The following is a 25,986-nucleotide window of genomic DNA, read 5'->3' as shown; positions in this document are numbered from 1 at the left end:
CAGAGCTATGTCAACGATTTTCAACATCCGAAACCTGAAGCTGCCGCACATGTCGCGGCTGGCGGTGATCTTGGGTGCGCTGGCAGTTGTGGTGGCCCTCGCGGTCGGCTACTTCGGTATCAGCCTCTACAAGAAGCTGACCAACACGACGGTCACGGCGTACTTCCCCGAGGTGCTTGCGCTGTATCCCGGCGACAAGGTCCTCATCATGGGTGTCCGCGTCGGCGCGATCGACAGCATCGAGACCGCCGGCGACAAGATGAAGGTGGTCTTCCACTTCAACAACAAGTACAAGGTGCCGGAGAACGCCAGCGCCTCTGTGTTGAACCCGAGCCTGGTGGCCTCGCGCGTCATCCAGCTGTCGCCGCCCTACACCGGCGGCCCGCAGATGCAGGACGGCGCGGTCATCCCGGTGGACCGGACCCAGATCCCCATCGAGTACGACGAGCTGCGCAACCAGGTGACGCGTCTGCTCCACGATCTTGGCCCGACGCCCGAACAACCCAAGGGCCCGTTCGGTGACATCGTCGAGTCGTTCGCCGACGGCTTCGCCGGTAAGGGTGAGCAGCTCAACCGCACGCTGAGCGGCCTTTCGGAGGCATTGACCACCCTGAACCAGGGGCGCGGGGACTTCTTCACGATCGTCAAGAGCCTGGCGCTGTTCGTCAACGCCCTGCACAAGAGCGATCAGCAGTTCGTCGCGCTCAACAACGACCTGGCGCAGTTCACCAACTACTTCTCCAAAGACGACGAGTTGGCGGGCGCGGTGCAGAACCTGAACCAGGTGCTCAAGACCACGCGTCAGTTCTTGGACAAGAACGGTGGCGTGCTGACCCACGACGTCAACAACCTCGAAGAGGCCACCACCGCGATCCTGCAGCCGGAACCGCGCAACGGCCTCGAGACGGGCCTGCACGCGTACCCGAACCTGGCCGCCAACGTGGTCAACATCGTCGCGCCCAACCAGGGCGGCATCATCGGTCTGCCGGTGCTGCCGGGCCTGACCAACTTCTCCAACCCTTTGCAGTTCATCTGCAGCTCGATTCAGGCGGGAAGCCGGCTGGGCTACCAGGATTCGGCGGAGTTGTGTGCGCAGTACCTGGCGCCGATCCTCGATGCCATCAAGTTCAACTTCCTGCCGTTCGGCATGAACCTGGCCACTACCGCGATGACGCTGCCCAAGCAGATCGCGTACTCCGAGCCGCGGCTGCAGCCTCCGGGCGGCTACAAGGACACGACAGTTCCGGGCATCTGGGCGCGTGACACCTTGTTCTCGCACGGCAACCACGAGCCGGGCTGGACGGTCGCGCCGGGCATGCAGGGTGTGCAGGTGCAGCCGTTCACCCAGAACATGCTGACGCCGGAGTCGTTGGCCGAGTTGATGGGTGGCCCTGACATCGTGGCCCCGCCGGCCCCGCCTGCCTTCGGGGCACCTCCGGGTGGCAACCTTCCGGGTCCGCCCAATGCCTACGACCAGAACAACCCGCTGCCACCGCCCTGGTACCCGCAGCCCGGGCCCCCGCCGGGACCGGCGCCAGGCGTCATCCCAGGAGATCCGTTGTCAGCCATCGCCCCGGCGGCTCCGGCCGCCCCGGCACCCGCACCCGCACCGAGTGGGCCGCCGTTGCCCGCAGAGGCAGGAGGGTCGTAATGCGTGGGATCAGGCTGCCCAAGAGGGTGGCACCCAGGAAGGTCGGCTTGCGGTTGGCCGTGCTGGCGGCCGCAACGCTGATGCTGACCTCATGTGGCCAGTGGCGTGGCATCGCCAACGTCCCGCTGCCGGGTGGACCGGGCACCGAGGGTGGCCACACCACCCTGTACGTGCAGATGCCGGAAACGTTGGCGCTCAACGCCAACAGCCGGGTGCGGGTCCGCGACGTGTTCGTGGGCCGGGTCCGCAGCATCGAGTTGGTCAACTGGGTGCCCACGCTGACGCTCGATCTGGAGCCGGGCATCGAGCTGCCGAAGAACACGCTGGCCAAGATCGGCCAGACCAGCTTGCTGGGTTCGCAGCACATCGAGCTCAACCCGCCGGATCAGAATCCGTCCAAGGAGATGCTGCGCAGCGGCGACACCATCCCGCTGGCGCAGTCCTCGGCATACCCGACGATCGAGCGGACGCTGGCAGGCATCTCCGGCATCCTCACCGGCGGTGGCATCCCGAACATCGAGGTGATCCAGACCGAGGTGTTCAACATCCTCAACGGCCGGGCCGACCAGATCCGGCAGTTCCTGGGGCAGCTGGACACCTTCACCAATGAGCTCAACCAGCAGCGCGCCGACATCACGCGGGCGATCGATTCGACGAATCAGTTGCTCAACATCGTGGCGCAGCGCAACGACACGCTGGACCGGGTGCTCACCGAGTTCCCGCCGCTGATCCAGCATTTCGCCGATACCCGTGACCTGTTCGCCGATGCGGTGACCGCGCTGGGCCGGCTGTCGGCCGCGGCCGACACGACGCTGTCGGGCAGCAACGCCAACCTGCACACCAACCTGCAGAACCTGCAGCGTCCGCTCAAGCAGCTCAGCCGGGCAGCCCCGTACCTCGTGGGCGCACTCAAGCTGCTGCTGACGGTGCCGTTCAACATCGACAACATCCCGAAGGCCATCCGCGGCGACTACATCAACGTGTCGCTGAACCTGGACCTGACGCTGAGTTCGGTGGACAACGCGATCCTGTCCGGTACCGGTGTCTCGGGCATGCTGCGGGCGCTGGAACAGGCCTGGGGCCGGGATCCGAACACGATGATCCCGGATGTGCGGTTCACGCCGAACCCGCACGATGTGCCTGGTGGCCCGCTGGTGGAAAGGGGGGAGTGAAAGATGCTGCTGACCCGCTTCATCAAGATGCAGCTCGTCATCTTCCTGACGCTGACGCTGGTCGCGCTGGTGGTGCTCGGTCTGGTGTTCCTGCGTCTGCCCACGTGGGCAGGCGTGGGGATGTACAACCTCAACGCTGAGTTGCCGAACTCGGCGGGCCTGTACAAGACGGCCAACGTCACCTACCGCGGCACCACCATTGGAAAGGTCACCTCGGTGGAGCCCACCGAGACCGGTGCCCGGATCCAGATGAACATCTACAACCGGTACAAGATCCCCACCGACGCCACGGCCAACGTGCACTCGGTGTCGGCGGTCGGTGAGCAGTTCATCGACCTGATCTCCCCCGGGGAGTCGAAGGCCTACTTCGCCTCGGGCGACACCATCACCAAGGGCTCCGTGCCTTCCGAGGTGGGGCCCGCTCTGGACGCCGCCGAGCACGGACTGTCGGTGCTGCCGAAGGAGAAGATCGGGGTTCTGCTCGACGAGACCGCGAAAGCGGTTGGCGGCCTTGGTCCGTCACTGCAGCGCCTGGTCGATTCGACGCAGTCCATCGCGAGCGACTTCAAGGACAACCTCGACCCGGTGAACGACATCGTCACCAACTCCGGGCCGATCATCGACAGCCAGGTGAATTCGGGTGACGCGATCTCGCGCTGGGCGAGGAACCTGAACACCATCTCGGCCCAGACCGCCCAGAACGATGCGGCACTGCGGAGCAGCATCGAGCAGGCCGCACCGACGGCCGATCAGTTGAACGCGGTGTTCAGCGACGTCCGGGAGTCGCTACCGCAGACACTGGCGAACCTCGAGATCGTCATCGACATGCTCAAGCGCTACAACAAGAACGTCGAGCAGGTGCTGGTGGTCCTCCCTCAGGGTGCCGCGATCGCGCAGACCGCGACCATCTTCGCCCCCGAGGGCCTGCTGCACTTCGGCCTCGGTATCAACATGCCGCCGCCGTGCCTCACCGGCTTCCTGCCGGCGTCGCAATGGCGGGCGCCCGCCGACACCACGACGGCGCCGCTGCCGTCGGGCCTGTACTGCAAGATCCCCAAGGACGCGCAGAACGCCGTCCGCGGTGCCCGTAACTACCCGTGTGCCGACGTTCCGGGCAAGCGGGCCGCCACCCCGATCGAATGCCGCAGCAACGAGCCGTACGTCCCGCTGGGCACCAACCCGTGGTACGGCGACCCGAACCAGATCCGCAACTGCCCGGCCCCGGCCGCGCGATGCGATCAACCTGTGGACCCTGGCCGGGTGATCCCCGCGCCCTCGGTCAACACCGGGTTGAACCCGTTGCCTGCGAGTATGTTGCCACCGCCTGAAGTGGGCGGATCGGCTCCGACCAGCGATCCGCTGACCGCACCGCGAGGCGGTAGCGTCAGTTGCAGTGGACAGCAGCCGAACCCCTGCATCTACACTCCGGCAGCAGGTTCGACCGCGACCTATAGCCCGTCAAGCGGCGAGGTGGTCGGTCCAGGCGGTGTGAAGTACTCCGTCACCAACTCGAATAAACCAGGAGATGACGGATGGAAGGAGATGCTGGCACCAGCCGGCTGAACCTCGCCGACCAGCAGGACCCCGAACACCCAGAATCTCGCCCCGAGGAGGCCGTAGAGCACTCCAGTGAGCAGGATGTCGAGCATTCCAGCGAGCCGGAAGCTGCGGAGGGTGCGGACGAGCCGGAAGCCGAGTCGAGTTCCGACGTCGAGCGGCGTCTGTCCCGGCTGGGCCGGGGCGCGATGGCCGCGATCAGTGCAGGTCTGCTCGTCCTGACCGCGCTGGCCGGGACCGGCGGTTACCTCGCCCTGCGGTCGCACGCCGAGAGCGAGCAGATCGCCCGCGACGAGGCTTCCGCGCTGCAGGCGGCCAAAGATTGTGTGACGGCCACGCAGGCACCCGACACGGCGGCCATGACGGCGGCGCAGACCAAGATCATCGAATGTTCGACCGGTGATTTCGGTGCCCAGTCAGTGCTGTACAGCAGCATGCTGATGGAGGCCTACCAGGCGGCGAACGTCAAGGTGCAGGTGTCCGATATGCGTGCCGCGGTGGAGAAGCACAACGACGACGGTTCGATGGATCTGTTGGTCGCGGTCCGTGTCGTCGTCAGCAACACCGAGAAGTCCAACGAGGAGCAGGGCTACCGGCTGCGGGTGAAGATGGCACTTGACGACGGTGTCTACAAGGTGGCCAGGCTCGACCAGGTCACCTCGTGACGGCCGTGTTGGACACCCCTTCGTCGGACACCGTCGACTCGCCGGCTGCGGACGGCGCCCCGGAGCCGCAGCCGGCGTCATGGCCGCTGCGCGCAGGAGCGTTCGCGATCGATGTGCTGCTGGGGGTCGGTGTGATCGCGACGCTGGCTGTGCTGGCCTTCGCGGCGCCGACCTACGGCTGGCTGTGGTGGGTGTACGCCGGCGTGGCCGTCGTGGTGATGATCGCAATGCTGGTCAACCGCGTCGCGCTGCCCACCAAAACCGGCTGGACCGTGGGGCGGGCAGTGACCGGCATCCGCGTGACGACTGCCGATGGCGGTGAGGCCGGACTGGTGCGGTTGACGCTGCGTGAGCTCGCCCATCTGGTGGACACTGCTGCGGTGTGTATCGGCTGGTTGTGGCCGTTGTGGGACAGCCGTAAGCGAACGTTCGCCGATCTGCTGGTCCGCACAGAGGTCCACCGTGTCGGTGTGCCTGACGAAGGTGTGCGCGATGTCCGGCGCCGGGCCGCGATCGTTCTGCTGGCAGGCGTGCTGGTGTCTGCAGCTGCGGTGGGGCTGGGATATTTCGGCTCGTACCGCCAGGAACTCGCGGTCGAGCAGGCCCGGGCCCAGCTGGCCGATCAGGGCCCGCGGATCGTCGAACAACTGCTGAGCTACGGCGTGGACTCCATGGACCAGGATTTCGCCAAGGCGCTCAACCTGACCACCGACAACTACCGTCCGCAGCTCGTGGTGCAGCAGGCGGCCGTCCGCAAAGCCGGGCCCAACACCAACGAATACTGGGCCGTGAGTAGCGCGGTGTTGCCCGAGTCGAGCAAAACCGAGGGGACCATGTTGCTGGCGCTGCAGGGCCAGCGCGGCATCGATCCGAAGAACCTCAAGTTCCTCACCGCAACCGTGCGGGTGGACTTTCACAAGATCGACGGGCAGTGGCGCGTGGACAACCTGACCGTGCTCACCAAGCCACAGATGAGCGGGGCGGGACAATGAGCCCACGCCGCAGGATCGACACGTCAGAGCCGGATTACTTTGCCGTGCAACCGAAACCGCCCAAGCGGTGGGGGCTGCCGTTGGTGGCCGTGCTGTCGGCGGTGCTGGTCGCGGCGGCCATCGCCGGCGGCACCGTCATGCTGGTACGCCATGTGTCCGGCGACCGGGTGAAGGGCAAGGACGCCGCGGCACTCGGATATGTGCGTGAGTTCATGACGATGTACACGACGATCGATCCGTACCACGCCAATGACTACGCCGACCGTATCGCGGCACAGGGCACCGGCGACTTCGCGAAGATGTTCAAGGACAAAGAGAACGAGATCGTCGTCCAGGTGGCTCGTGCCGAGCCGACGGAGGGCACCGTGGAGGACGCGGGCATCCAACGCTGGAACGACAATGGCAGCGCTGACGTGTTGATCGCCGTCAAGACCAGCACGCGGTCACCGGACGGCAAGTCAACGATTGCAAGTGGCGCCCGGTGGGTGGTCACGACGATTCGAGAGGGACAGCAGTGGAAGATCAGCCAACTGAATCAGGTGATCTGACCACCGAGACATCGAGCCCGGAGGGCTCGGCCGCCCAGCGGCGCCGTCGTCGGATGCCGTGGCAGCGCAAGCCCAAGGCGTCGCCTGATGAGACGGCGGGCGACGAGTCGTCGGCTGAGCAGAGCTCGACGAGCACGCCGTCGCCGGAAGCGCGGCCCAAGCCACGGACTCCGGTCGGCAAGGGGCGCCGCGGGGAGGCGGTCAGTGACGAGACGGCCGACGTGGCGGAGCCCGCGGATGAGGACGACGAGGTTGTTGAGCCCGTCGCGGACGAGGTTGTGGAGGAACCCGTCGCGGACGAATCTGCCGACGAATCTGCCGAATCCGAGGAATCAACCGAATCCGAGGACTCAGCGGCCTCCGAGGACTCAGCGGAATCCGAGGACTCAGCGGCCTCCGAGGATGAGACCGTCGAGACTGTCATGGTCCCGTTCCGGCCGGCCGGGAAGCGATTGACGTACGTGGCGGCAGGCGCCGCGGCGTTGTTCGTGGCGGCGGGGGCGTTCGCGGGAGCGATGGTGCAGCCGTACCTTGCTGACCAAGCCCTCGTCGCGACCAAGCTGAAGGTCGCAGAGACCTCGGCTAACGCGATCACCACGCTGTGGACGTACACGCCTGACAACATCGACTCGCTGCCGCAGCGTGCGTCGCAGTACCTGTCGGGTGATTTCGCCGCGCAGTATCGGACCTTCGTCGACTCGATCGTGCCGACCAACAAGCAGGCGCAGGTCTCCAGCAACACGCAGGTGATGGGCACGGCGGTGGAGAGCATCGGACCCAACGAGGCCACTGCGATCGTTTACACCAACTCGGTGTCGACGAGCCCGGTCACCAAGAACATCCCGTCACTGCGCTATCTGTCCTACCGGGTGACGCTCAAGCGGGACGGAAGTAATTGGCGGATAACGCAAATGCCCGCACTGACCAAACTGGATCTGTCACCGCAGCTGTAACCCGGAACCTCGGGCGATGGGCATCCAGTCACCGGTATCGCACCGGCTGACCGTCACCGCGCTACTGCTGCTGACCTTCGCGACCGGCATCGTCGACGCGATCAGTGTGCTGGTGCTCGGCCATGTGTTCGTCGCGAACATGACCGGCAACGTGATCTTCCTGGGCTTCTGGTTGGTGCCGCATTCGGGCGTGGACCTGGCGGCGGCCGTCGTCGCGTTCGTCAGCTTCGTCGCGGGCACCGTGGTGGGTGGCCGGTTCGCACGTCACCTGCAGGGCAATCCGAGGCGATGGCTGACCGTCACGCATTCGGTGGAAGTGCTCATGCTGCTGACACTTTCGGTCCTCGCCGGCGCCGGCGTGCTCGACTACCAGGACAACCGCAAGCTGATTCTCATCTCGGGGCTGGCGATCACCTTCGGTATCCAGAACGCCACCGCGCGGCAGTTCGGCATCCAGGAACTCAGCACCACCGTGCTCACACAGACGATCGTGGGCATCGGGCTCGACAGTAGATTGGCCGGCGGTACCGGCGACCGGGAGAAGCTGCGCTATGGCGTGGTGGCCACCATGATGGCCGGCGCCATGGTCGGTGCATCGCTGACGCTCTTCACGGTGGCGCCGGTGATCGCGTTGGCGGCGTTGGTGATTGCCGCGAGTGCGGCGATCTTCCGGTTCGGCTCTTAAGACCCGTTTTCCGGCGAGTGGCCAGTTGTGCACGCAAAATCATGAAAAACCGTGCAGTAACTGGCCATTCGGCGTCCGAAGTCAGAGGGCTAGGGTTCGATCCGGACCGGCCCGGGCGACCACAGCCCGGACCGGGTGGCGGTGCCGAGGTCGATGCGGGCTTGCTGGGCGTCGACGACGGTGTCGAACTTGCGCAGCGATCCCCAGTCGCGGCCCCAGTCACGGGACAGGTAGGTGGGCATGACGTGGGCGCGCAACAGCACATCCGAGATGCCGAGCAGCCCGCCGTTGCGGCCTTCCTGCCAGGTGTCGGGGTTCTGCAGCTTGGCCGGATAGTCCGGTGAGATGCGGTATCTCGGTACCTCGGTCACTCCGTCGGCATGCAGCATCGGGTGCTGGCAGGGGAACACCAGGCCCACCATCCAGTCGAGCAGGATCGGTTGAGTGGAGCCCAGATATTCCTGCAGCGACCGTAATTCGGGCACCCGGGGCGGGGTGACGGCAACCCAGTCGCCGGGATTCAGCGAGCGATCGTCGGCGATCACGCGCACATAATCTGCGTCGGCCGGAATCTGCGCCCGCGGGAACCGTAGGGATCGCCAAGACGGTTGGGGACCAATGTCGTACGGCGTCAGCCGTCCGGCAGGCAGGGGTTTCCCTTCGGGGCCGACGCGTCCGTATTCCAGTGCGACGGTTTGGGCTTCGGTGTGGCCGTAGAGCACGCTGTTGCCGGTGATGGTCCCCGCGGCGGTCACCACCACGAGCGGGTGTGCGTCGTCGGCGGCAGGTAGGCGGTACCACGCCGAGGTCAACGTGCTGGGTTGTTGCGGCCCGACGGTGAAGCTGCCCAGCACCGGAACGCGTGCCGGATCCAGGCCGTAGGGCAGCGGGGGTGCTGCCCTCCAGTCGGAGTCGGTGCCGGGTTGGGCATTGGTCTGCCAGACCGACTCGGCCACAATGTGTTCGGGCAATGCGCCGGGGCTGAACCCGACGGGGGCGTCGCCGCCCAACGGGCCCAGCGGGCCGTAGCCGCCGGGTTCGGGGGTCAGGAATCCCACGTTCGGATCGGGTTCGACGAGCACATCGTCGGCCAGGCCGCAGCCTCCGCTGAGCTCTCGAATGTTGGCCCAGCCGTTGGAGTATGTCGGGTATTCGCGGACCATGCCGATGGTCAGGGAGGCAACGAACACGATCACCATGAACCCGGCGGCGATCGGCACCGGCGCGGTGGTGAGCATGCGGACGAAGCGTCGTTCGGGCCGCGTCGTCGGCATGATGTGCAGCAGCGCGGCGTAGAACGCCGTCAAGAGGAAGAGCCCGAAGAACACGCTGCTCACGGTGACCGGTCCCAGGTGCGGTGTGCTGTCGTTGAATGGAACGCCGTAGCTCGACACATACCACCAGCCGTTGGTGGACGCGAAACACATTGCCACAACGAACAATACGGCGGAGAGGAAGGCCATTCGGTTGCGCGCCGATCGCACGATCGTCGGCCCCATCAGCACCGTGGCCAGCGCTGCCATCGCAGCACCCACCGCGGCGAACAGTCCGAAGTGGTGGATCCACTTCGTCGGCGTGAACGTGAGGAAGAAGATGGTCGCGAAGATGATGCCCATCAACCGCCACGCGGGGCCTGTCGCGATGCCGGGAATCTTCTTGCGGCGCAAGAACAACACCATGGACGGGAACAGGCACGCCATCGTGATCAGGATGCCGAACCGTCGTGACAGAGCACCGTCGGTGGTCGGCAGCACCAGGTAGAAGTACCGCAGGTTCTCGGTGTACCAGGGCTGGCTGGGGCCGATCGCGGTGCGCACCCGGGTGGCCTCCAGCACCGCGGCGAACGTCTGGTCGGCGAACACTACGGTCAGGACCACGAAACCGGCGGCCAGCAGGGGTGCCAGCAGTGGCCATGTGCCGATCATCCGGTGCCGGGCGACGAAGATCCGCAACAGTGGACGCCCGCCGGCGACCAGCGCTGCGACCGCGATCAGTCCGGTCGGCTGGATCCCGAGGGTGAAGGCGGCCGTCACGACCGCCAACGCCGCTGGGGTGACCCGGCTGGAGATGATGGCCCGTTCGATGAGGACGTAGGTGATCAGTGCGCCGGCCGCGATCTGGCCTTCTGGCCGTAGACCGTTGTTGAACGGCATCCACGCGGCGATCAACACGAACGCCGCGGCCCACAGCGCCGGTCTGCTCGCCGCCACCGCGGGTCCCAGGCGCGGCAAGACCTCCCGGGACAGCAGCAGCCAGCACACCAACGCGCAGAACAGGTCTGGCAACCGAATCCACAGGCTCATGTCGCTGACATGCGTCATGACGGAGAGCAGGTTGTAGTACCAGCCGAACGGGTCCTCGGGGCTGCCGAACCATCGGAAGTAGTTCGACATGTACCCGGCGTGCCCGGCGACGCGCGCCATCTGCATCTGATAGCCGTCGTCGGAGGCGCCCGCGCCCGCGACGTACCAGTACAGCGACACCGCGATGACGGTTGCGTCGACCCAGGTGAACGTGCGCCACCGGGTGGGGATCCACCGCTGCATCCGGCGACCGTCGAGCCGGTCGAGCTGCCACAGTGCCACGAGTGCGATGACGGTGGCCGTCATCCCGATCAGCATCGCCGCGAGCTTCAGCGGCGTGGGCGAGGTGGTGTAGCGGGTGTCGATGGTCGCCGACACCGAAAGCCCCTCCGGCGCAGGGCCACTCAGATCGGTGAACACGCCGACGATCTGTGGCCGCAGGTTCGGGTCGGCGTAGCCGGTCCGTCGATCGGCACCGTCGGGGCCGGGGAGGCCGACGAAGGTGGCGAATGTCCCGTCGAGCGACGACGTGATGTCGATGCGACTGCAGTGCGTCGCGTCGCTGCGCGCGATGGTGGCAACCACGACATTGCGCACCAGCACGTCGACGCGGTTCTTGCTGACGGTGGCGAACAGCCCGTTGAGACCGGCGTCTTTGCCGTCGGCGGGAATGGTGCCGAATATCAGGCCGCCGTCGGCCGGCATCTGCTGCACCAGTGCGCAGGGCACTGTCGCTGTCAGCGATACCGGCGTCAGCGTGATCAGCGGCGCGGTCACGTTGCCGAGCCGGCCGTCCTGGGGCCAGTTCAGTGTCGCCGTCGTCTGCACCACCGGCAGGATGGGCGTGAGTGCACTGAGCACAAAACCGATCAGGCCGGCGACGATCGCTACCCAGCGCCACGCCTTCACTGAATGATGTTCCCGCCCATTGCACAACCAATATATGAAACAACTGTTACGGTCAAGGCGAGGCGCGGCCGATGAGATCTGGCCGGTGTTTGCGGTCAAATCGGCCGAATGATTGCGGGGCTGAGCTCCGGAACCCTAACCTGATCGCCATGACGAGGGGAATTGTCCGAATTGGTGCTGCCGTGCTGGCGGCCGGAGCGTTGCTGAGTGCCACCGGTGCGACGGCGGGAGCGTGGCCCATCCCGCTGACGGACGTCGACTACCGCTATCTGAACGCCACCCGAGGGGTCTTCCCCGGCGACGACGATCAGCTGTTGATGGCCGGCCGACAGATCTGCAGGCTGCTCTATACCGGGCAGCACACCCAGGATGCGATCGACGCGATGGTGGGGCAGTACGGCGCGACCCCGGATCAGGCGGCCGTCGCCGTCCGCGCGGCGCGCAGCACGTACTGCACTCAGGCGCCGGGCTGACCTTCTGGGTCGCACCGCTGCCGAGCGGCCAGTTAATGCACGCGATCGACCGGTTTGCGTGTCACAACTGGCCACTGGGGCGGTTGGATCGACCATTATCCAATGGAGAGGCACGCCATGGTCGACGTCAAGGCCTTGAAATTCAAGCTCGTCCGCACCGGCCAGCGATTCATCGTGAACCCGCTGGCGCGGCGTTCGTCGAATCTGACGATGCTGGAGACCACGGGGCGCAAGAGCGGCTTGCCACGGTTGACGGCTATCGGCGGCCGACGCCAGGGCGACAGTTTCTGGTTGGTGTCCGAACACGGATACCGCTCCGATTATGTCCGCAACATTCAAGCCGACCCGCATGTGCGTTTGCGGCTCAGGGGGCAGTGGCGTTCCGGCACTGCCACACTGCTTCCAGATGACGACACGGCGAAGCGGCTCGATATCCTCGGCGGGCTCAACAGCGTGGGTGTGCGGGTCGCCGGAACCGATCTGTTGACCATCCGGATAGACCTCGAACCCACGGGCTCGTAGTCGGGCGAGCCGCGCAGTACGCTCGCCGATATGCCTTCAGTTCTGGTCACCGGCGCCGCCCGCGGCATCGGTAGGGCCATCGTCGAGCACCTGGCCGCGAGCGGGTGGGACGTCATCGCCGGAGTGCGTTCGGAAGCCGATGCGGCGTCGGTCGCCGCGATCGATCCGCAGCACATCTCTACGGTGATCTTGGACGTCACCGACGCAGGGCACGTCGACGCGTTGAAAGCCGCGTTGCCACCGCGCCTGGACGCCGTGGTGAACAACGCAGGCATCGTGGTGGCCGGACCGGTCGAGGTGCTGTCCTCCGATGACTGGCGTAAACAGCTGGAGGTCAACGTGATCGGCCAGTTCGCGGTCACCAGGGCGGTCCTGCCGAAATTGCGCGAGTCCCGCGGACGGGTGATCTTCATCTCGAGCGTGAACGGTCAGTTGTCCTCGCCGATGCTGGGTGCGTACGCGGCATCCAAGTTCGCGCTGGAGGCCGGTGCGGAGGCGCTGCGAATCGAGTTGCGGCCCTGGGGGATACCCGTGGTGGTCGTGGAGCCGGCGCAGACCGACACCGACATGTGGCGCAAGGCCGACGACATGGTGGTCGAAGTGGAGGCCGCGACACCGCCCGCGCAGCGGGCGCTGTACGCCAAGCACATCGACGGGATGAAGAAGTTCATCCCTGTGTCGAAACGGCTGGCGGTGCCACCGGCGAAAGTTGTTGCGGTCGTGGAGGAAGCGCTCACCGCGCGCAGGCCGAAGGCCCGGTACCTCGTTGGGTTCGGCACCAAGGTTCAGGTCGCGTTCATGCGGAACACGCCTGCGGCGGTGCGGGATCGGATCGTGGCGAAAGTCTTCGGCGTGCCCGGCCGGGTTTGATGGACCATTTCGTCAAACGCAATCCGTCGGCGCCGCAAGGGTTCTTCGCGGCGGAAGCGGCCGGACTGCAGTGGCTCGCCGTGGAGGGCGGCGTGCCTTGTGCCCAGGTCCTGGCGCACGACGCGACATCGCTGACGCTGCAACGGTTACAGTCGGTGGCCCCGTCGGCACGCGCGGCATCCGAATTCGGCCGCGGGCTGGCGATAACCCACGACGCCGGTGCGTCAGCCTTCGGTGCCGGGCCCGACGGTTATCGTGGAGCGGGATTTTTCGGGCCGATGTCCGAGCCGCTCCCGATGGCATTGACCCACCACGATTCTTGGGGCACGTTCTACGCCGACGAGCGACTGGTGCCGATGGGCGGGCTCGCTGCCAGGCAGCTCGACGCCTCGACCCGCAGAGGCCTGGCCGAGGTGGCCGAATTGTGCCGCGCGGGGCGGTTCGACGACAGTGACGGCCCGGCCCGCCTGCACGGTGACCTGTGGAGCGGCAACGTGATGTGGACGGCCGCCGGCGTGGTGCTGATCGATCCGGCCGCGCACGGCGGGCACCGCGAGACCGACCTGGCGATGCTGGCACTGTTCGGGTGCCCGCATCTGGGGGATGTGCTGGCCGGCTACGAGTCGGTGCATCCGCTGCGGGACGGTTGGCAAGATCGGGTGGGCCTGCATCAGCTCTACCCACTGCTTGCGCATGTGGTGCTGTTCGGCGGGAGTTACGCGTCCCACGTCGCTGCGATCGTGACGAAACTGCTGGCCGCCATCAGCTAACGGCACTATCTGCCACCGGATTGTCCGGCCGTGGCGCACGCGAGGTTGCACACCGATATGGCCGGAAGACCACCGCGCAGCAGCCGCCTTTCCCGAATCTGCAGTTCGCGAGGGTGAGGTGAGATCAGCTAGCGGGTTTGCCGTCAGGCTGTGAACTGGCTGGCAGCAATTGACGTCTACGTAGATGTGGCAGCCCCTGACAGTTGCGTACTCACAAAATCGGCTCGGCATATTCACTGGCAGGCGCGATAACGGCGGGAAATCGGCGACCAGACGGGTTTTATCCAACATCGACGAAAATTTTCCTTAGCAATCGTAGTGATCTAGATCACCGGGGTGCTAGGTTGCCTGAGAGCAACCTGAGATGGTTCCCGAAAGGACTGGTCATATGGCCGTTAAGCACCGTAAGTCGAAGCAGCGGACGAAGAAGATTGCGACTATCGGTGCAGCGACGGCAACCGTCACAGCCCTGACTGTCGGCGTTGCCCAGCCGGCCGAGGCAAATGCCGCGGTGGTGAGCCGGGACGTCGCGCTCAGTGCAGCGACAGGTCCCAACTACACGCAGATCATCACCGACTCATCCGACAGCCTGAACAATCTCCTGTTCGCGGCGGGCAACTTCGGTGGCGCCGCGGCAGGCGCGTGGGATCCGATCGCAAGTGCCTTCCCGGGTGGGTTGCTGCCGACGTTCAATGCGGGGACGACGCAGTACGACCTGCTGACGACGCAGGGTCTTACCGCAGCGTTGGAAGCGCTGCTCAAGAGCTTTGAAGCGCCCGACTTGAGCAATATTCCTGGACTTCCGTCTGGCGTGGCTACCGATATCACGACGGCGCTCCAAGTCGCTCTCGCTCCGCTGGCGGCGGTGGCCGGGGTAGGCAGTGGCGCTGTCGAACTAGTTGACGGCGTGCTTGGCCTCCTCAACGACGTGCCTGGCCTCCAGGGTGTGCCGTCGCTGGGGACGCTCATTCCTGGCCTTCAAGTGACGGACACGAGTTACCAATCGAGTTACAGCTGGGCACTGCTCGGCCTGAGTGGCCAAACTAACGTCAACAATCTCTTTGCTCAGATTCCCAGCTTGACCGCATCGTCGTTGGTCAGTGGAATTCTCAGTGGCTTGCACGTGGGCAATCTGCCGATATCCGCCATACCGGGACTGACTGCCACCGTCAACGGGCTCCTGTCGCCCCTCGACATCATCAACACCCCGTCGATCACCGTCTGGGATCCTTCTGGCTCTGGTCTGTACAACTTCCCGTTGGGCGGCAAGGCCGGTTGGCTCGCGACGATGCCGACACTGGATCTTGGACCGGTCGACGTTGCGGGCATCCCGTTGTCCACCACCGATACCGTCGTCGCCATCCCGATCTTCGCGGGCGGCGTGGCGCTACCGCTGAACCTCGCCACGTTCGCCACCGTCGCCACGCCGGGTCTCGTATTGCCTACTGCCACAGGCGTTTCAACCTTGCTGGGCACCAATCTCCAGTCGTTCGCGATCCCGTTGCTCGGCGTCAGCTACACGAGCCTGAACACCTTGCAGGCCGGTTACCTGGGCACCAACGGGTTCAACTTCAACAGCGGGCAGACCGTGGGCTTGCTGACCACGCCATTTGGCGTACTGCCCATCGTCTACTCGCTGGGCTCGGTCAACGCAGGCACCACGGGATTCGGCATCACGTTGCCGTCGCTGTTCACAGTCGGGGCGTTGCCGCCGTTCCAGGTCGGTACTGCGCCGACGCAGCAGTCCCCGGACGGCCTGCTGCCGGCAAGCTTGCTCAATGCCGGACTCGACGTTCCCACTCAGACCACGAATGTCGCGAGCCTGCTCGGGCTTCCAGATGTCGGCAAGACCCTGTCGGACTCAGTGCTGACACCGGTCTTCAACGCCACGGCCGCGCCGTTGGGAGCGCAGCTCACCAATTACCTGAACAACAACGTCGGTTCGTGGGCTGACGGGTTGGCCAACTTGGTCAAGCAACTGACCGCCGCGATCGCGAACGCGTCGTACAACCTGCCGGGCGCAACTCAGCCTGCAGCGACGAACAGCGCGTCAACGTTGGCGGCCACCAGCACCCCGCAGACAGGGCTGCCCACTCTGCCGTCGGCCAAGACGTTGTCTCTCCCGTCGGTGCCGTCGTCGACCACGAATACCGGTACAACGACAGCGAATTCGACTGCGGACGAGCCGAAGTCCTCGGTGACGGACACCACCACCAAGGCGACCGACAACACCAAGAAGCTCAGCACCTCGGCCAGCACCGCGCGTGACCGGGTGAACACGTCGGTCAAGCAGATCAACGACACGGCCAAGAAGGCCACCAAGCAGATCAGCGATACCGCCAAGCAGGCGAGCGACAACCTCAACAACATCGCCAAGAAGGGCCAGGACGCGGTCAAGAAGACGGTCGCCGGAGCCACGCAGGGCACCAAGGACACCACGGACAAGGCCACGGCGGGAGCATCATCGAAGTAGTGCCGGTACGGCAGCAACACCTAGGTCGCCGCCATCTCGGCGTGGCGACCTGTCTGGCCAACTAGGCTCCCGTACATGCCGTTGGGTGCGGGGGCCAAGTTCGCGGGCTATACCGTCATGCGGCTGTTGGGTTCGGGCGGTATGGGTGAGGTCTATCTGGCCATGCACCCTCGGCTGCCGCGCGAGGATGCGCTCAAGGTTCTTCCTGTCGAGATGAGCAGCGACGCCGAGTACCGGGCCCGGTTCACCCGGGAAGCGGATCTGGCGGCGCGCCTGTGGCATCCGCACATCGTCGGGGTCCATGACCGCGGTGAATTCGAGGGTCGGCTGTGGATCGCCATGGACTATGTCGACGGCACTGACGCCGCCCGGCTGGTGCGCGAACAGTACCCCGGCGGAATGCCTCCCACCGAAGTCGCGAAGGTCATCAACGCGGTGGCCGCCGCGCTGGATTACGCCCACGAACGCCAGCTGCTGCATCGCGACGTCAAGCCGTCCAACATCCTGCTGACCAATCCCGATCACGGTCAGCGTCGAATCATGCTGGCCGACTTCGGCGTTGCCCGCGCCACCAATGACGACACGGGCCTGACCACCACCAATACCGCAGTGGGATCGGTGGCCTACACCGCGCCGGAGCAGTTGACCAACGACCCGCTCGACGGCCGGGCCGACCAGTATGCGTTGGCGGCAACGGCCTATCACCTGCTGACGGGGGCGCCGCCGTTCGCGCATTCCAATCCTGCGGTGGTGATTGCCAAACGGCTCAGCAGCCCGCCGCCGATGCTGTCGGACACTCACCCGCAATTGCGGTCTCTGGATTCGGTGCTGATCCGTGCGATGGCGAAAGATCCTGGCGCCCGGTTCAATTCCTGCGCGGAGTTCGCCGATGCCTTCGCGGTGGGTGCGGTGCTGCCGGACCTGTCGACGGTGGACCCGCCCACCGCGCCGACGCGGGTCGTCGAACCGCCCCGGCCGCGTACGCCCGCACCGCCGCGTGCCGAACCACCGCCGCAGCGCGCGGTTCCGCCGCCCCTGGTGGTCTCGGGCTGGTCGAGTCCCAGCATCCCGGTGACACCCCCGCCGCAGTCCTCCGGCCCGGCGATCTCCCCGGTAAGCGCAAAACGGGGCCGCAGCCCGCTGCCGTGGATCCTCTCGGCAGTCGTGCTGGTGGTCGTCGTTGGAGCAATTGTGTTGGCGATCAACATCATCGGAGGTTCCACGCCGACGTCGACCACCAGTGGGTCGCTGACCCCGATCACCAGCAAGCCGACATCGGCCACCACGCCAACGACAATGTCGACACCGCGCACCCCGACCGCTACCGCGAAACCCCCGCTGGTGCCGGGTCCGGATACCCGCAACGAGGATTGCGGTGGGGGGATTCAACTTCCGGGCCAGACGGGCTGGGCGACGCGCGCCGGGCGGGGTTCTCCGGAGACGTCGTGCTTCCTGGCGCGCAGCGTCCTGGAATCCTACTGGGCTGAATATCCCAGTCCCAGCAAGGATCAACGCACCGTCGAGGCGGCTGGCACGGTGCCCTGCAGCACGACGGGCAGCCAATGCGCGGGGGACAAGTTCGTGATGAACTGCGGAGTCAACGGCAGCGACGGCTGGATCACCTGCACGGGCGGGAAGAACGCACGTGTCTATCTGTTCTAGCGCCTTTCGCAACACCGTGGCGGCCGTCGCGGTCTGCGGTGCGATCGTCGTCGGCTGCGCGGGTTCACCAACCCCGGCGGCGAAACCAGCAGAGGCTCCGCCCAATCCCGCGGCCGCGCCCGTCGACACGCTGGCCGAGAGCTTCGCAGCCCTCGCAGCGTCCATCCCCGCCACGGTCGGCGTTGCCGTCGCGTCGGCGGACGGTACCCGGCTGTTCGGGAACTGGTCCGCGGGCCCGGCGTGGTCGACCATCAAGGTGCCACTGTCCATAGCCGCGCTGCGCAGCGAGCCCGAGCGGGCCGGAGCGTTGGTGAACAAGGCAATCATCCAGTCCGACAATGCTGCTGCTGAGCAGCTCTGGGCGATGCTCGGCGATCCGTCGGTGGCTTCCCGTGCGGTGGAGGCCGTCCTGCACGACGGTAAGGACATGACCACCGTCGTGCAATCGCAACGGGTACGCGACGGGTACAGCGCCTTCGGCCAGACGGACTGGGCGATGCAGGCCCAGGCCGGATTCGCCGCCCGGTTGCCGTGCCTCGCCGCGGCCGGTCCCGTGCTCGACGACATGCACAAGCTGGCCGCCGACCAACAGTGGGGACTCGCCGGAGCCGATGGGGTCGCCGCCAAGGGCGGTTGGGGCCCCGGCGTCGACGGCGCTTACCTGGTCCGGCAGCTCGCGACGGTCAGCAGCCCTTCGGGAACCTTCGGCGTCGCGCTGGCCGCCCAGTCCGACGGTGGCACCTACGACGCCGCGGTCGCCGCCATCAATCGTCTCGGCGACTGGGTCAAACAGCACCGCAACGAGTTTCCCGCGACGCCCTGTTGAGGACCGCGCGAAATGCGCTGATCCATAACAGCGGTTCCTAATTGCGTGCCAGCGCACCCGCGGCGAGGTCGCCGACGACGGGGCTGAGCTGCTGGGCGTATTCGGTGGTGATGTGGTTGTCGTCGCGGAACACCATAGTGTTGCCGATGATGACGGGGCAGCGGTCGGCCGTGCAGAAGAACTCGCCGAGATTCGCGTACTGCCCGCCTCCGGCCTGCACGGCCGCGGCCTCGGCGGCGATGCCGGCGTCGTTCGTGGCGATCGACCGCTGCGGCGTGCAGGCACCGACGTCGTTCATGTGCGCCGACAGGCACGTCGGCACCGTGTCGTGGGGATCCGGAACAGGGCCGAGCACCAGAACCTTGGCGCCCGTACCGCGCAACTGAGAGACCAACCGCGTCAACGCATCCAGCCACACCGGGTCATAGCTGGTGAAGCCGAAGTCGGCACCGTAGCGGCGCACCATGTCGACCACCACGAGCGCCGGGCGTTCCTGCTGAACCCGGGCCAGCACGGTGGCCCGCCACTGCTTGCACTCAGTGAACTCGCGGCCCAGGTACGGGCTGACGATGGGCAGCTTCAGCACCGGGCAGGTGACCTTGGCCATCGTTTCCAACCGCCAGCCACGCTGGCGCGCAACGGGTTCCAGTGCCGGGTACCACATGCCTGCGTGTGAATCGCCGATCAGTGCCACCGTGGTCTTCGAATTCACCTGACCGGCGGCGCATTCGGGCGGGTTCAGGTCTTTCCACGACAAAACGCAGCCGTTGAGAAACACCTCCGGTTTGGTGATGTTGCCCAGCGACGGCGAGAGATTCGACGGCACGGCCCGCAGGTTCGCCGACGCCGCCACGGCGGCCCGCAGCTGTTCGGCGGGCGTCAGCATTTTCGGAGCGGGCCCCGGCACCGGTGCCTGCACAGCGGCCACCGGGACGGCTGCGGGCCCGGATCCGGTCGGCACCGGCCGGACGGCCAGCAGGATCAGACCGGCGCACACCGCGACGCCGGTGGCGGTCGCACCCATCGCGAGGCTCCGCCAGGCCGACGCGCGCAGGGTCGCGGCAAACCGGGCGGGGTTCTCGATGAGGTGCAGCGTCAGGACCGCAAGGCCCAGCGACATCAGCACCATGAGCACCCTGCCGCCCAGCCCGAGCGGGCCACCGAACAGGGCGGGCGCCAACAACAGCAGCGGCCAGTGCCACAGGTACCACGAGTACGACACCCGGCCGATACCGCGCATCACCGGCAGGGCCAGCAGCCGCCCCGCCCCCAGGGTGGGTATCGCACAGCCGGCACCGATCACCAGCGCGGTGCCCAGCGCGGGCAGCAGCGCCGCGGTGCCGGGATAGGGCTCCGACGCCCGGATCTGCGTGCAGGTCACCAGGATCAGGACCAGACCGCCCCAACCCGCGATGGCCGCGCACACCGGCGGCAGCGTCCGCCAACTCGCCGCGGTCAACGCGACGATGCCACCGACCGCCAATTCCCAGGCCCGGGTGGGCAGCGAGAAGAACGCCCACGGCGGCATGGTCTGGGTCCAGGCCAACGACAACGCCACCGAGCCGCCCGCCACGGCCAACAGCACGAGTGCGTACGGGGTGGCAGAGCGGGTACTCCGCCCGGACCGCGTCAACAACCACGCAACCCCGATGATCAGCGCCGGCCACACCAGATAGAACTGCTCCTCGACACCGAGGGACCAATAGTGCTGCAGCGGCGACGGCGGTGTGTCGGCGGCCAGGTAGTCGGTGCCCTCTACTGCGAACCGGTAATTGCCCACATAGAGCGCGCTGGCGATCGCGTCGCCGAGCACACCGCGCGCCTGCAGTGGCGGCAGCAGCGCGACCGCGCCGATCGACGTCGCCACCAGCACCACCGCCGCGGCGGGCAGCAGTCGCCGGGCCCGTGCGGCGTAGAAAGACGCCAGCCGCACCGTGCCGCTCTGGCCTGCCTCGCGCCACAGCAGCCCCGTGATGAGAAAACCGGAAACCACGAAGAACATGTCGACGCCGATGAATCCGCCGCCGATTCCCGGGACGCCCGCGTGATAGAGCACGACAGCCAGCACTGCGACTGCCCGCAAACCCTCGATATCGGGCCGAAACTGCTTGGTGGACGCCATCTTCCGGCCACTCGCGGAAACACCGCGGCGGGAGGTGGGCTGCTCGGAAGGGGACGTTCTGTTCACTCGAGTAACGATCGTGCCACGAGGTTCTTCGGTAACCCGGGATTTGTTGCTAGCGTCGTGGCGGTGCGGCGGGTAGCGATGGCGGTGGTGCTGATCGGGCTGGTGGCCGGCTGCGGTCACAGCGCACCCACGGCCACCAAGACCACGGCGGTCACCACGGCGTCCAGCGCCGCGAAGGCCGCCGAGGGCACCTGCAACCTCAACGGGCTCCCGCCGGAAGCCGGGCAGACCGTCAAGCTCATCGAATCCGGCGGCCCGTTCCCGTACCCGAAAAACGACGGCGTCGTCTTCGGCAATTTCGAACGCGTCCTGCCCCAGCACGAACGCGGCTACTACCACGAGTACACGGTGCCCACGCCCGGCGCGAAGAACCGGGGCGCCCGCCGCATCGTCACCGGCGGGCAGCCGCTGAACCATCCGCCGGAGTTCTACTACACCGGCGATCACTATCAGAGCTTCTGCCGGATCGGAGGCATGTGAAGATCTATCGGATCGATGGTTCCGCGGTCGGATCCAAAGCCGACCTGTTCACCGAGATCGGACGTGCCGTCAACGGAAACGGTGGCTACTTCGGCTCCAACTTCGACGCGCTCGCCGATTGCCTTCGCGGTGGCTTCGGCACACCCGAGAACGGCAAGTTCAGGTTCGTCCTGACCGACTACAAGCATGTGAAGTCGGCGCTCGGGCAAGACGACTGGAGCACGCTGCTCAACGTCTTCACCAGTGAATCCGTCGATTTGTGGTTGACCGCCTGAACGGTCGTCAGCAAACCGGATGTGCAGCAGTGGATGTGCATCCGACGGGCACAAATCCGGTGCACCCGCGAGTCAGCAACCTCGCTCCGCGGCAACGGGGTTGGCGCCGCCAACGTCGGATGACTGCACCGGCCGCACGTCGCTCGCAGGGCGGTTACGCTGGCTTTCTGTGGTGTGCTCGCCGGCACCGCGGAACTGACGAAGACTGGAGCGACGTGGGCATGACCGAGAAGCAACCAACCGGGACGGTGACGTTGCTGATGGCCGCCGCCGAGGGGTCGGCACGCCTGTGGCAAACGCAACCCGGGGACATGGCCGCATCCCTGCCATGGCTGCGAGCGACCATGAACCACCTCATCGCCCTCAATGACGGCGTTCTGCGTGGCGGGGAATACGCATGTGACAGCTTCGTGGCCACCTTCGGCCGGGCCTCCGACGCGGTGGCCTGTGCGCTCGATCTGCAACTGGCGCCTTCGGATCCGTTCTCGTTGTGCATCGGCCTGCACACCATCGAAATGCGCACCGGCGAGTCCGTCGCCACCGTGAGCACGGATGTCGCTGCGCGGCTGCGGGATATGGCCCATGGTGGTCAGACGCTGATGTCGGTCGCGTCGGCATCGCTGGCCGCCGACCGCCTGCCTGCCGGGGCGTCGCTGATGTACATCGGCGACCATGATCTGGGCGTGATGCCCTGGCATGAGCGGCCTTTCCAGCTGCGGCATGCCGGGGTGCGCGACCAGTTCCGGTCAGTGCGTGCGTCCGACGACACCGTCGCTCAGCATCACCTGAACTGAAGGACTAGTTGAATCCGAGCCAGCTCGGCAGGGCGCGTTCACGCGAATCGCACAGCACGACGCGGGTGTCGCAATTGCCGCGCGGTGAGCCGGCCCCGCTCCACATGCCGCCGGTGTCGCGACGCAGCACGATCGCCGACGAGCCGCCACCGTCGAGTAGCAGCGCGTTGTCGGCGCCCAGGCCACGGAAAAGATCCTGGATGTTGTCAGGGGTGTAGCTGCCGCCCTGGAAGACGTAGAACTGGTCGGCGGCCCGGTTGTAGCCCAACGCTGTGCGCGCCGCGCTGGGGCCATTGTCGTTGAGTTGGCCGGTGTCGCCCGGGGCCAGCAGCCCGATGCCGGAGACCGCGACGAACCGGGCGTTCTGGTCGAACAGTCGCTGAATCACCGGGGTGGCCGCGTCATAGTCGTCGGGCCCTTTGGGCATCACCACGTATGGAGCCCCGCCGGTCGGCAGGATCATGGTGGCCAGCGCGGTCCAGTGTTCGTCACCGCCCGAGAGGCCCTGCTTGCCTGCGTAGGCCAGCGTGCCGGTGACTGCCGTGTTGGCCCGGCCCTGCCCGCGGGTGTTGTCGACGTAGGCGCCCAGCGGTGAGCTGCAGCCGGTGTCGCGCCACGAGCCGCCCTTCTGCCCGCGCACGTCGAAGAAGTTCGCGTTGATCGCGATGGTCGGCTGGCCCAACGCTTGCCAAGCCTGAAGGGGCGCATAGGTTTCCGACGCCTGCCAGAGACCTTCGCCGGTACGGGCACCCGGTGTGCGCTCACACCGGGACTGATAGCCCTGATGGCTGTCGACCAGCAGTCGTGGGCTCAGCCGCGACGAGGCGTTCTTGATCGTCATCAAGTGGCCGCCGTTGTTCAGCGTGTACTGATTGCCCGACGCCGACATGAACGGTGCGGCGAACTGCCCGCCGAAGTTGTAGACGAGGTAGGAGCCCTTGGTGTTGGCGATGGCGCCGAGCAGCAGCGCCTTGGCGTCCTCGGCCCGCGCCGTCGGCGTTCCGCCGTTGCTCAACACCGCGCACAACGCGAGGGCGGTGGCACCTGCGACCGCACGTTGTTTCAGTTTTGCCAGCGCAGGCACGCTGTACACAATAACCACACAGGAAACTCTGTCAACATTAGTAACACTACAATCTCGATTCGGTACCGGACGTGCGACTTCGCCGGTAAAACCGGCATCCATCGAATCGGACGACACGCCCGTGCGCGCTGCCGGGCGTCGCGAGACAGCGGTTAGCTGTGGTCAGGTTTTCGGCGTCAACCGATACACCGCCCCGGCGGCGTCGTCGGTGATGTACACCGCGCCGTCAGGCCCCGCAACCGCGGCGACCGGCCGACCCCAGCGCGAACCGTCGTCCGCCTGGAACCCGCCAACCAGGGTCTGCTGCGGGCCCAATGTGCCGTCGTGCCAGGCGAAGAACGAGACCTCGGGCGCCTGGGCCCGAGCGCGGTTCCACGACCCGTGTACACCCACCAGCGCACCCGTTCCGAACTGTGTCAGCTCGGTGAAGCTCATCCCCAGCGGGGCCGAATGCGCGGGCATGGTCTGCTCCAGCGGCGGCAGCGCGGCACAGTCCAGCTTGCTGCCATCGGCGTTGGTCTGCATGTCGCGGATGAACCCGGCCGGTGCGGCACCATCGGGATTGCAATAGGGCCAACCCAATTCGCGTCCCGGCGGGAGTTTCGCGACCGACTCCGGCGGATGATCGTTGACGTAGGTCTGGTCCACCTTGCCTTCGGGATCCGCGACGTTGTCCCGGTTGTTCACCGCTGTCCACAACGATCCGTCGGGAGCCAACGCCAGGCCCGTGCCGTTGCGCACCCCTGTCGCGAACGGTAGGGCGGGCCCGCCGCCGGGCGGCACGCGCATGATGGTCGCCCGTGGTGGCGTTGCGGTGCGGTCCTCGGCGGAGATGTTGCCCGTCGACCCGATCGAGAAGTACACCGCGCCATCGCGTCCCACCACCACACTCTTGAGTGCGTGGGCGTACGCGCCGTGCAGGTCGGGACTCTTGGCGTCGGGAAGATCGCCGGCGATCGTGCGGGGATTGACGGCGCGGCCGTCGGCGTAGTCGTAGGCGTCGATCTGGTCGCTCTCCGCGACATACAGTGTCGACCCCGCGAAGGTCAGGCCGTGCGGTTGGTCCAGGCCGGCCAGTACGACCTGCCGCGTGGGCAGCACCTGCAGGACCTGACCGGCGCCGGGAACCGAGACGAGGAGCCTGCCATCGGGCGTCCACGCGGCCATCCTGGCTCCGGGGACGCGCGCGACGACCGTCAACGTCCAGCCGGCAGGCACCTGAGCGCTGCGAGGCGAATCGAACGGCGACTGCGCGAGGGCATCGGGCACCTGGATCGTGACCGTGGACAGGCCCGCGGGTACCGGCGGCGGGGTGGGCGCCGGTGTGGGCGGGGAACCGCAGGCCGCCGTCGCGACCAGAACCGCTGCGAGCGCGCTACGAGCCGCCCAGGCCCGCATGCATCTCCCACACCAGGATCTCGGCGTCCGTCGACGCGCTCACGCGTTGGCCGCCGCTGGCGGTGAGCCGGGCGGCGTCGCCCGTCGTCAGCTCGCCGGAGTCTTCGAGCGTCACCGCGCCCCGCGTGACGAACAGATGCACGTACGGAGCCTGCGGCAGGTCGACCGTGTCGCCGGCCTGCAGCCGGGCGCCGTGCAAGGTGGCGTTGCGGTTGTGCAGCGTGACGGCGGCGTCGGTGGCGCCCGACGCGATGGGTGTCAGGGAACTGGTGAGCTCGATCTCCTGCTGCTGATAGCCCGGAGTTACGCCGGCTTCATCCGGTAGCACCCACATCTGCACGAAATGCACTGGGGCAGCTGATGATCCGTTCTTCTCCGAATGCGAGACGCCAGATCCGGCCGACATCCGCTGCGCCAGACCGGGGTAGATCACGCCGGAGTTGCCCATCGAATCGCGGTGTGCGAGTTCGCCGTCCAGCACCCAGGTGACGATCTCCATGTCCCGGTGCGGGTGGGTGTCGAACCCTGAAGCCGGTTTGACGATGTCGTCGTTGTTGACCAGCAGCAGGCCGTGGTGGGTGTTGGCCGGATCGTAGTAATCGCCGAACGAGAACGAATGCCGGGACTGCAGCCATTCTGTGGTGGTGAGGCCACGGTCGCCGGCGTGGCGAATGTCGACGATCGGAGGCATGGCGCCCAGCTTAGCGACCTACCGTCAACCCACCGGTCGGGCGGA

The 25,986-nt window shown here is 66.5% G+C and carries 23 protein-coding genes; 18 read left to right on the top strand and 5 right to left on the bottom strand.

Going from position 1 to position 25,986, the window contains the following annotated elements; genetic code table 11:
* The first annotated feature begins 7 nt into the window (after window positions 1–7).
* From BST13_RS25490 to BST13_RS25455, 8 genes are read left to right on the top strand one after another with little or no spacing between them, the layout of a single operon-like run.
* On the top strand, window positions 8–1,651 hold the full coding sequence (locus BST13_RS25490; RefSeq protein WP_083166830.1) for a virulence factor Mce family protein: 1,644 nt from the start codon (window positions 8–10) through the stop codon (window positions 1,649–1,651).
* Window positions 1,651–2,823 carry a virulence factor Mce family protein gene (locus tag BST13_RS25485; protein WP_083166829.1) on the top strand — a complete coding sequence of 391 codons (1,173 nt, stop codon included), beginning with the start codon at window positions 1,651–1,653 and terminating at the stop codon, window positions 2,821–2,823. The genes BST13_RS25490 and BST13_RS25485 overlap by 1 nt, the downstream gene beginning before the upstream one ends.
* A 3-nt stretch (window positions 2,824–2,826) precedes the next feature.
* A complete protein-coding gene (locus tag BST13_RS25480) occupies window positions 2,827–4,386 on the top strand; it encodes an MCE family protein (RefSeq protein WP_083166827.1) in 1,560 nt (519 codons plus the stop codon).
* The gene (locus BST13_RS25475; RefSeq protein WP_083166826.1) at window positions 4,356–5,045 is read left to right on the top strand and encodes a hypothetical protein; all 690 of its coding nucleotides are present in this window, start codon (window positions 4,356–4,358) and stop codon (window positions 5,043–5,045) included. The genes BST13_RS25480 and BST13_RS25475 overlap by 31 nt, the downstream gene beginning before the upstream one ends.
* Window positions 5,042–6,037, top strand: coding sequence for an RDD family protein (locus BST13_RS25470; protein WP_083166824.1), 996 nt, complete (start codon window positions 5,042–5,044; stop codon window positions 6,035–6,037). Before BST13_RS25475 ends, BST13_RS25470 begins: the two co-directional genes overlap by 4 nt.
* Entirely contained in the window at window positions 6,034–6,585 is a 552-nt protein-coding gene (locus tag BST13_RS25465) for a mammalian cell entry protein (RefSeq protein ID WP_083166823.1), read from the top strand. Before BST13_RS25470 ends, BST13_RS25465 begins: the two co-directional genes overlap by 4 nt.
* Window positions 6,552–7,538 (top strand): ICP22 family protein, encoded by a 987-nt coding sequence (locus tag BST13_RS25460; protein WP_083166821.1) that lies wholly within the window; start codon window positions 6,552–6,554, stop codon window positions 7,536–7,538. Before BST13_RS25465 ends, BST13_RS25460 begins: the two co-directional genes overlap by 34 nt.
* Before the next feature lie 16 nt (window positions 7,539–7,554).
* Complete coding sequence (locus BST13_RS25455; protein WP_083166820.1) at window positions 7,555–8,223, top strand: YoaK family protein; 669 nt, start codon at window positions 7,555–7,557, stop codon at window positions 8,221–8,223.
* Window positions 8,224–8,312: 89 nt separating this feature from the next.
* Here the strand turns inward: BST13_RS25455 and BST13_RS25450 are convergent, their stop codons facing one another.
* Complete coding sequence (locus BST13_RS25450) at window positions 8,313–11,435, bottom strand: arabinosyltransferase domain-containing protein (protein WP_281254767.1); 3,123 nt, start codon at window positions 11,433–11,435, stop codon at window positions 8,313–8,315.
* A gap of 149 nt (window positions 11,436–11,584) precedes the next feature.
* Here BST13_RS25450 and BST13_RS25445 point away from each other — a divergent pair, with 149 nt between their 5' ends.
* The 7 genes from BST13_RS25445 to BST13_RS25415 all read left to right on the top strand — a co-directional run bounded on the left by BST13_RS25445 (window position 11,585) and on the right by BST13_RS25415 (window position 19,031).
* Entirely contained in the window at window positions 11,585–11,908 is a 324-nt protein-coding gene (locus BST13_RS25445) for a DUF732 domain-containing protein (protein ID WP_083166817.1), read from the top strand.
* Between the two features lie 117 nt (window positions 11,909–12,025).
* Window positions 12,026–12,430, top strand: a complete 405-nt coding sequence (locus BST13_RS25440) for a nitroreductase/quinone reductase family protein (protein WP_083166815.1) — start codon at window positions 12,026–12,028, stop codon at window positions 12,428–12,430.
* A 30-nt stretch (window positions 12,431–12,460) separates the two neighbouring features.
* The gene (locus BST13_RS25435; protein WP_083166814.1) at window positions 12,461–13,300 is read left to right on the top strand and encodes an SDR family oxidoreductase; all 840 of its coding nucleotides are present in this window, start codon (window positions 12,461–12,463) and stop codon (window positions 13,298–13,300) included.
* A complete protein-coding gene (locus BST13_RS25430; RefSeq protein ID WP_083166812.1) occupies window positions 13,300–14,070 on the top strand; it encodes a fructosamine kinase family protein in 771 nt (256 codons plus the stop codon). Before BST13_RS25435 ends, BST13_RS25430 begins: the two co-directional genes overlap by 1 nt.
* A gap of 388 nt (window positions 14,071–14,458) precedes the next feature.
* Window positions 14,459–16,543 (top strand): hypothetical protein, encoded by a 2,085-nt coding sequence (locus BST13_RS25425; RefSeq protein ID WP_083166811.1) that lies wholly within the window; start codon window positions 14,459–14,461, stop codon window positions 16,541–16,543.
* 75 nt (window positions 16,544–16,618) lie between these two features.
* Entirely contained in the window at window positions 16,619–18,205 is a 1,587-nt protein-coding gene (locus BST13_RS25420; protein ID WP_083166809.1) for a serine/threonine-protein kinase, read from the top strand.
* A 130-nt stretch (window positions 18,206–18,335) separates the two neighbouring features.
* Window positions 18,336–19,031, top strand: a complete 696-nt coding sequence (locus tag BST13_RS25415; protein WP_083166880.1) for a serine hydrolase — start codon at window positions 18,336–18,338, stop codon at window positions 19,029–19,031.
* Between the two features lie 37 nt (window positions 19,032–19,068).
* Here the strand turns inward: BST13_RS25415 and BST13_RS25410 are convergent, their stop codons facing one another.
* Complete coding sequence (locus tag BST13_RS25410; RefSeq protein ID WP_083166807.1) at window positions 19,069–21,153, bottom strand: acyltransferase family protein; 2,085 nt, start codon at window positions 21,151–21,153, stop codon at window positions 19,069–19,071.
* 144 nt (window positions 21,154–21,297) lie between these two features.
* On the opposite strand from BST13_RS25410, the gene BST13_RS25405 reads away from it, so the two are divergent.
* The 3 genes from BST13_RS25405 (at window position 21,298) to BST13_RS25395 (ending at window position 22,768) form a co-directional block, all read left to right on the top strand.
* Window positions 21,298–21,699: a guanyl-specific ribonuclease gene (locus BST13_RS25405; protein WP_083166806.1), complete on the top strand. Its 402-nt coding sequence runs from the start codon at window positions 21,298–21,300 to the stop codon at window positions 21,697–21,699.
* The gene (locus BST13_RS25400) at window positions 21,696–21,974 is read left to right on the top strand and encodes a barstar family protein (protein ID WP_083166804.1); all 279 of its coding nucleotides are present in this window, start codon (window positions 21,696–21,698) and stop codon (window positions 21,972–21,974) included. The genes BST13_RS25405 and BST13_RS25400 overlap by 4 nt, the downstream gene beginning before the upstream one ends.
* Window positions 21,975–22,195: 221 nt before the next feature.
* Window positions 22,196–22,768, top strand: coding sequence for a nucleotidyl cyclase domain-containing protein (locus BST13_RS25395; RefSeq protein ID WP_083166803.1), 573 nt, complete (start codon window positions 22,196–22,198; stop codon window positions 22,766–22,768).
* Window positions 22,769–22,772: 4 nt separating this feature from the next.
* On the opposite strand, the gene BST13_RS25390 is transcribed toward BST13_RS25395, so the two are convergent.
* The 3 genes from BST13_RS25390 to BST13_RS25380 form a co-directional block, all read right to left on the bottom strand.
* A complete protein-coding gene (locus BST13_RS25390; protein ID WP_095533707.1) occupies window positions 22,773–23,861 on the bottom strand; it encodes a phosphodiester glycosidase family protein in 1,089 nt (362 codons plus the stop codon).
* Between the two features lie 153 nt (window positions 23,862–24,014).
* The gene (locus tag BST13_RS25385; protein WP_083166801.1) at window positions 24,015–25,250 is read right to left on the bottom strand and encodes a PQQ-dependent sugar dehydrogenase; all 1,236 of its coding nucleotides are present in this window, start codon (window positions 25,248–25,250) and stop codon (window positions 24,015–24,017) included.
* On the bottom strand, window positions 25,228–25,941 hold the full coding sequence (locus tag BST13_RS25380) for a pirin family protein (RefSeq protein WP_083166799.1): 714 nt from the start codon (window positions 25,939–25,941) through the stop codon (window positions 25,228–25,230). The genes BST13_RS25385 and BST13_RS25380 overlap by 23 nt, the downstream gene beginning before the upstream one ends.
* Window positions 25,942–25,986: the final 45 nt, after the last annotated feature.

Source organism: Mycobacterium aquaticum, assembly GCF_002086485.1.
Classification (GTDB): domain Bacteria; phylum Actinomycetota; class Actinomycetes; order Mycobacteriales; family Mycobacteriaceae; genus Mycobacterium; species Mycobacterium aquaticum.
The sequence above is the reverse complement of the archived record's forward strand: the minus strand, read 5'-3'. Positions and strand labels throughout refer to the sequence as shown.

Bases quoted from the DNA above. Each gene is read 5' to 3' on its own strand.
- BST13_RS25440 (WP_083166815.1), top strand. From the start codon at position 12,026: ATGGTCGACGTCAAGGCCTTGAAATTCAAGCTCGTCCGCACCGGCCAG.
- BST13_RS25420 (WP_083166809.1), top strand. From the start codon at position 16,619: ATGCCGTTGGGTGCGGGGGCCAAGTTCGCGGGCTATACCGTCATGCGG.
- BST13_RS25405 (WP_083166806.1), top strand. From the start codon at position 21,298: ATGGCGGTGGTGCTGATCGGGCTGGTGGCCGGCTGCGGTCACAGCGCA.
- BST13_RS25475 (WP_083166826.1), top strand. From the start codon at position 4,356: ATGGAAGGAGATGCTGGCACCAGCCGGCTGAACCTCGCCGACCAGCAG.
- BST13_RS25490 (WP_083166830.1), top strand. From the start codon at position 8: ATGTCAACGATTTTCAACATCCGAAACCTGAAGCTGCCGCACATGTCG.
- BST13_RS25385 (WP_083166801.1), bottom strand. From the start codon at position 25,250: ATGCGGGCCTGGGCGGCTCGTAGCGCGCTCGCAGCGGTTCTGGTCGCG.
- BST13_RS25445 (WP_083166817.1), top strand. From the start codon at position 11,585: ATGACGAGGGGAATTGTCCGAATTGGTGCTGCCGTGCTGGCGGCCGGA.
- BST13_RS25380 (WP_083166799.1), bottom strand. From the start codon at position 25,941: ATGCCTCCGATCGTCGACATTCGCCACGCCGGCGACCGTGGCCTCACC.
- BST13_RS25455 (WP_083166820.1), top strand. From the start codon at position 7,555: ATGGGCATCCAGTCACCGGTATCGCACCGGCTGACCGTCACCGCGCTA.
- BST13_RS25435 (WP_083166814.1), top strand. From the start codon at position 12,461: ATGCCTTCAGTTCTGGTCACCGGCGCCGCCCGCGGCATCGGTAGGGCC.
- BST13_RS25465 (WP_083166823.1), top strand. From the start codon at position 6,034: ATGAGCCCACGCCGCAGGATCGACACGTCAGAGCCGGATTACTTTGCC.
- BST13_RS25430 (WP_083166812.1), top strand. From the start codon at position 13,300: ATGGACCATTTCGTCAAACGCAATCCGTCGGCGCCGCAAGGGTTCTTC.
- BST13_RS25480 (WP_083166827.1), top strand. From the start codon at position 2,827: ATGCTGCTGACCCGCTTCATCAAGATGCAGCTCGTCATCTTCCTGACG.
- BST13_RS25425 (WP_083166811.1), top strand. From the start codon at position 14,459: ATGGCCGTTAAGCACCGTAAGTCGAAGCAGCGGACGAAGAAGATTGCG.
- BST13_RS25395 (WP_083166803.1), top strand. From the start codon at position 22,196: ATGACCGAGAAGCAACCAACCGGGACGGTGACGTTGCTGATGGCCGCC.
- BST13_RS25485 (WP_083166829.1), top strand. From the start codon at position 1,651: ATGCGTGGGATCAGGCTGCCCAAGAGGGTGGCACCCAGGAAGGTCGGC.
- BST13_RS25410 (WP_083166807.1), bottom strand. From the start codon at position 21,153: ATGGCGTCCACCAAGCAGTTTCGGCCCGATATCGAGGGTTTGCGGGCA.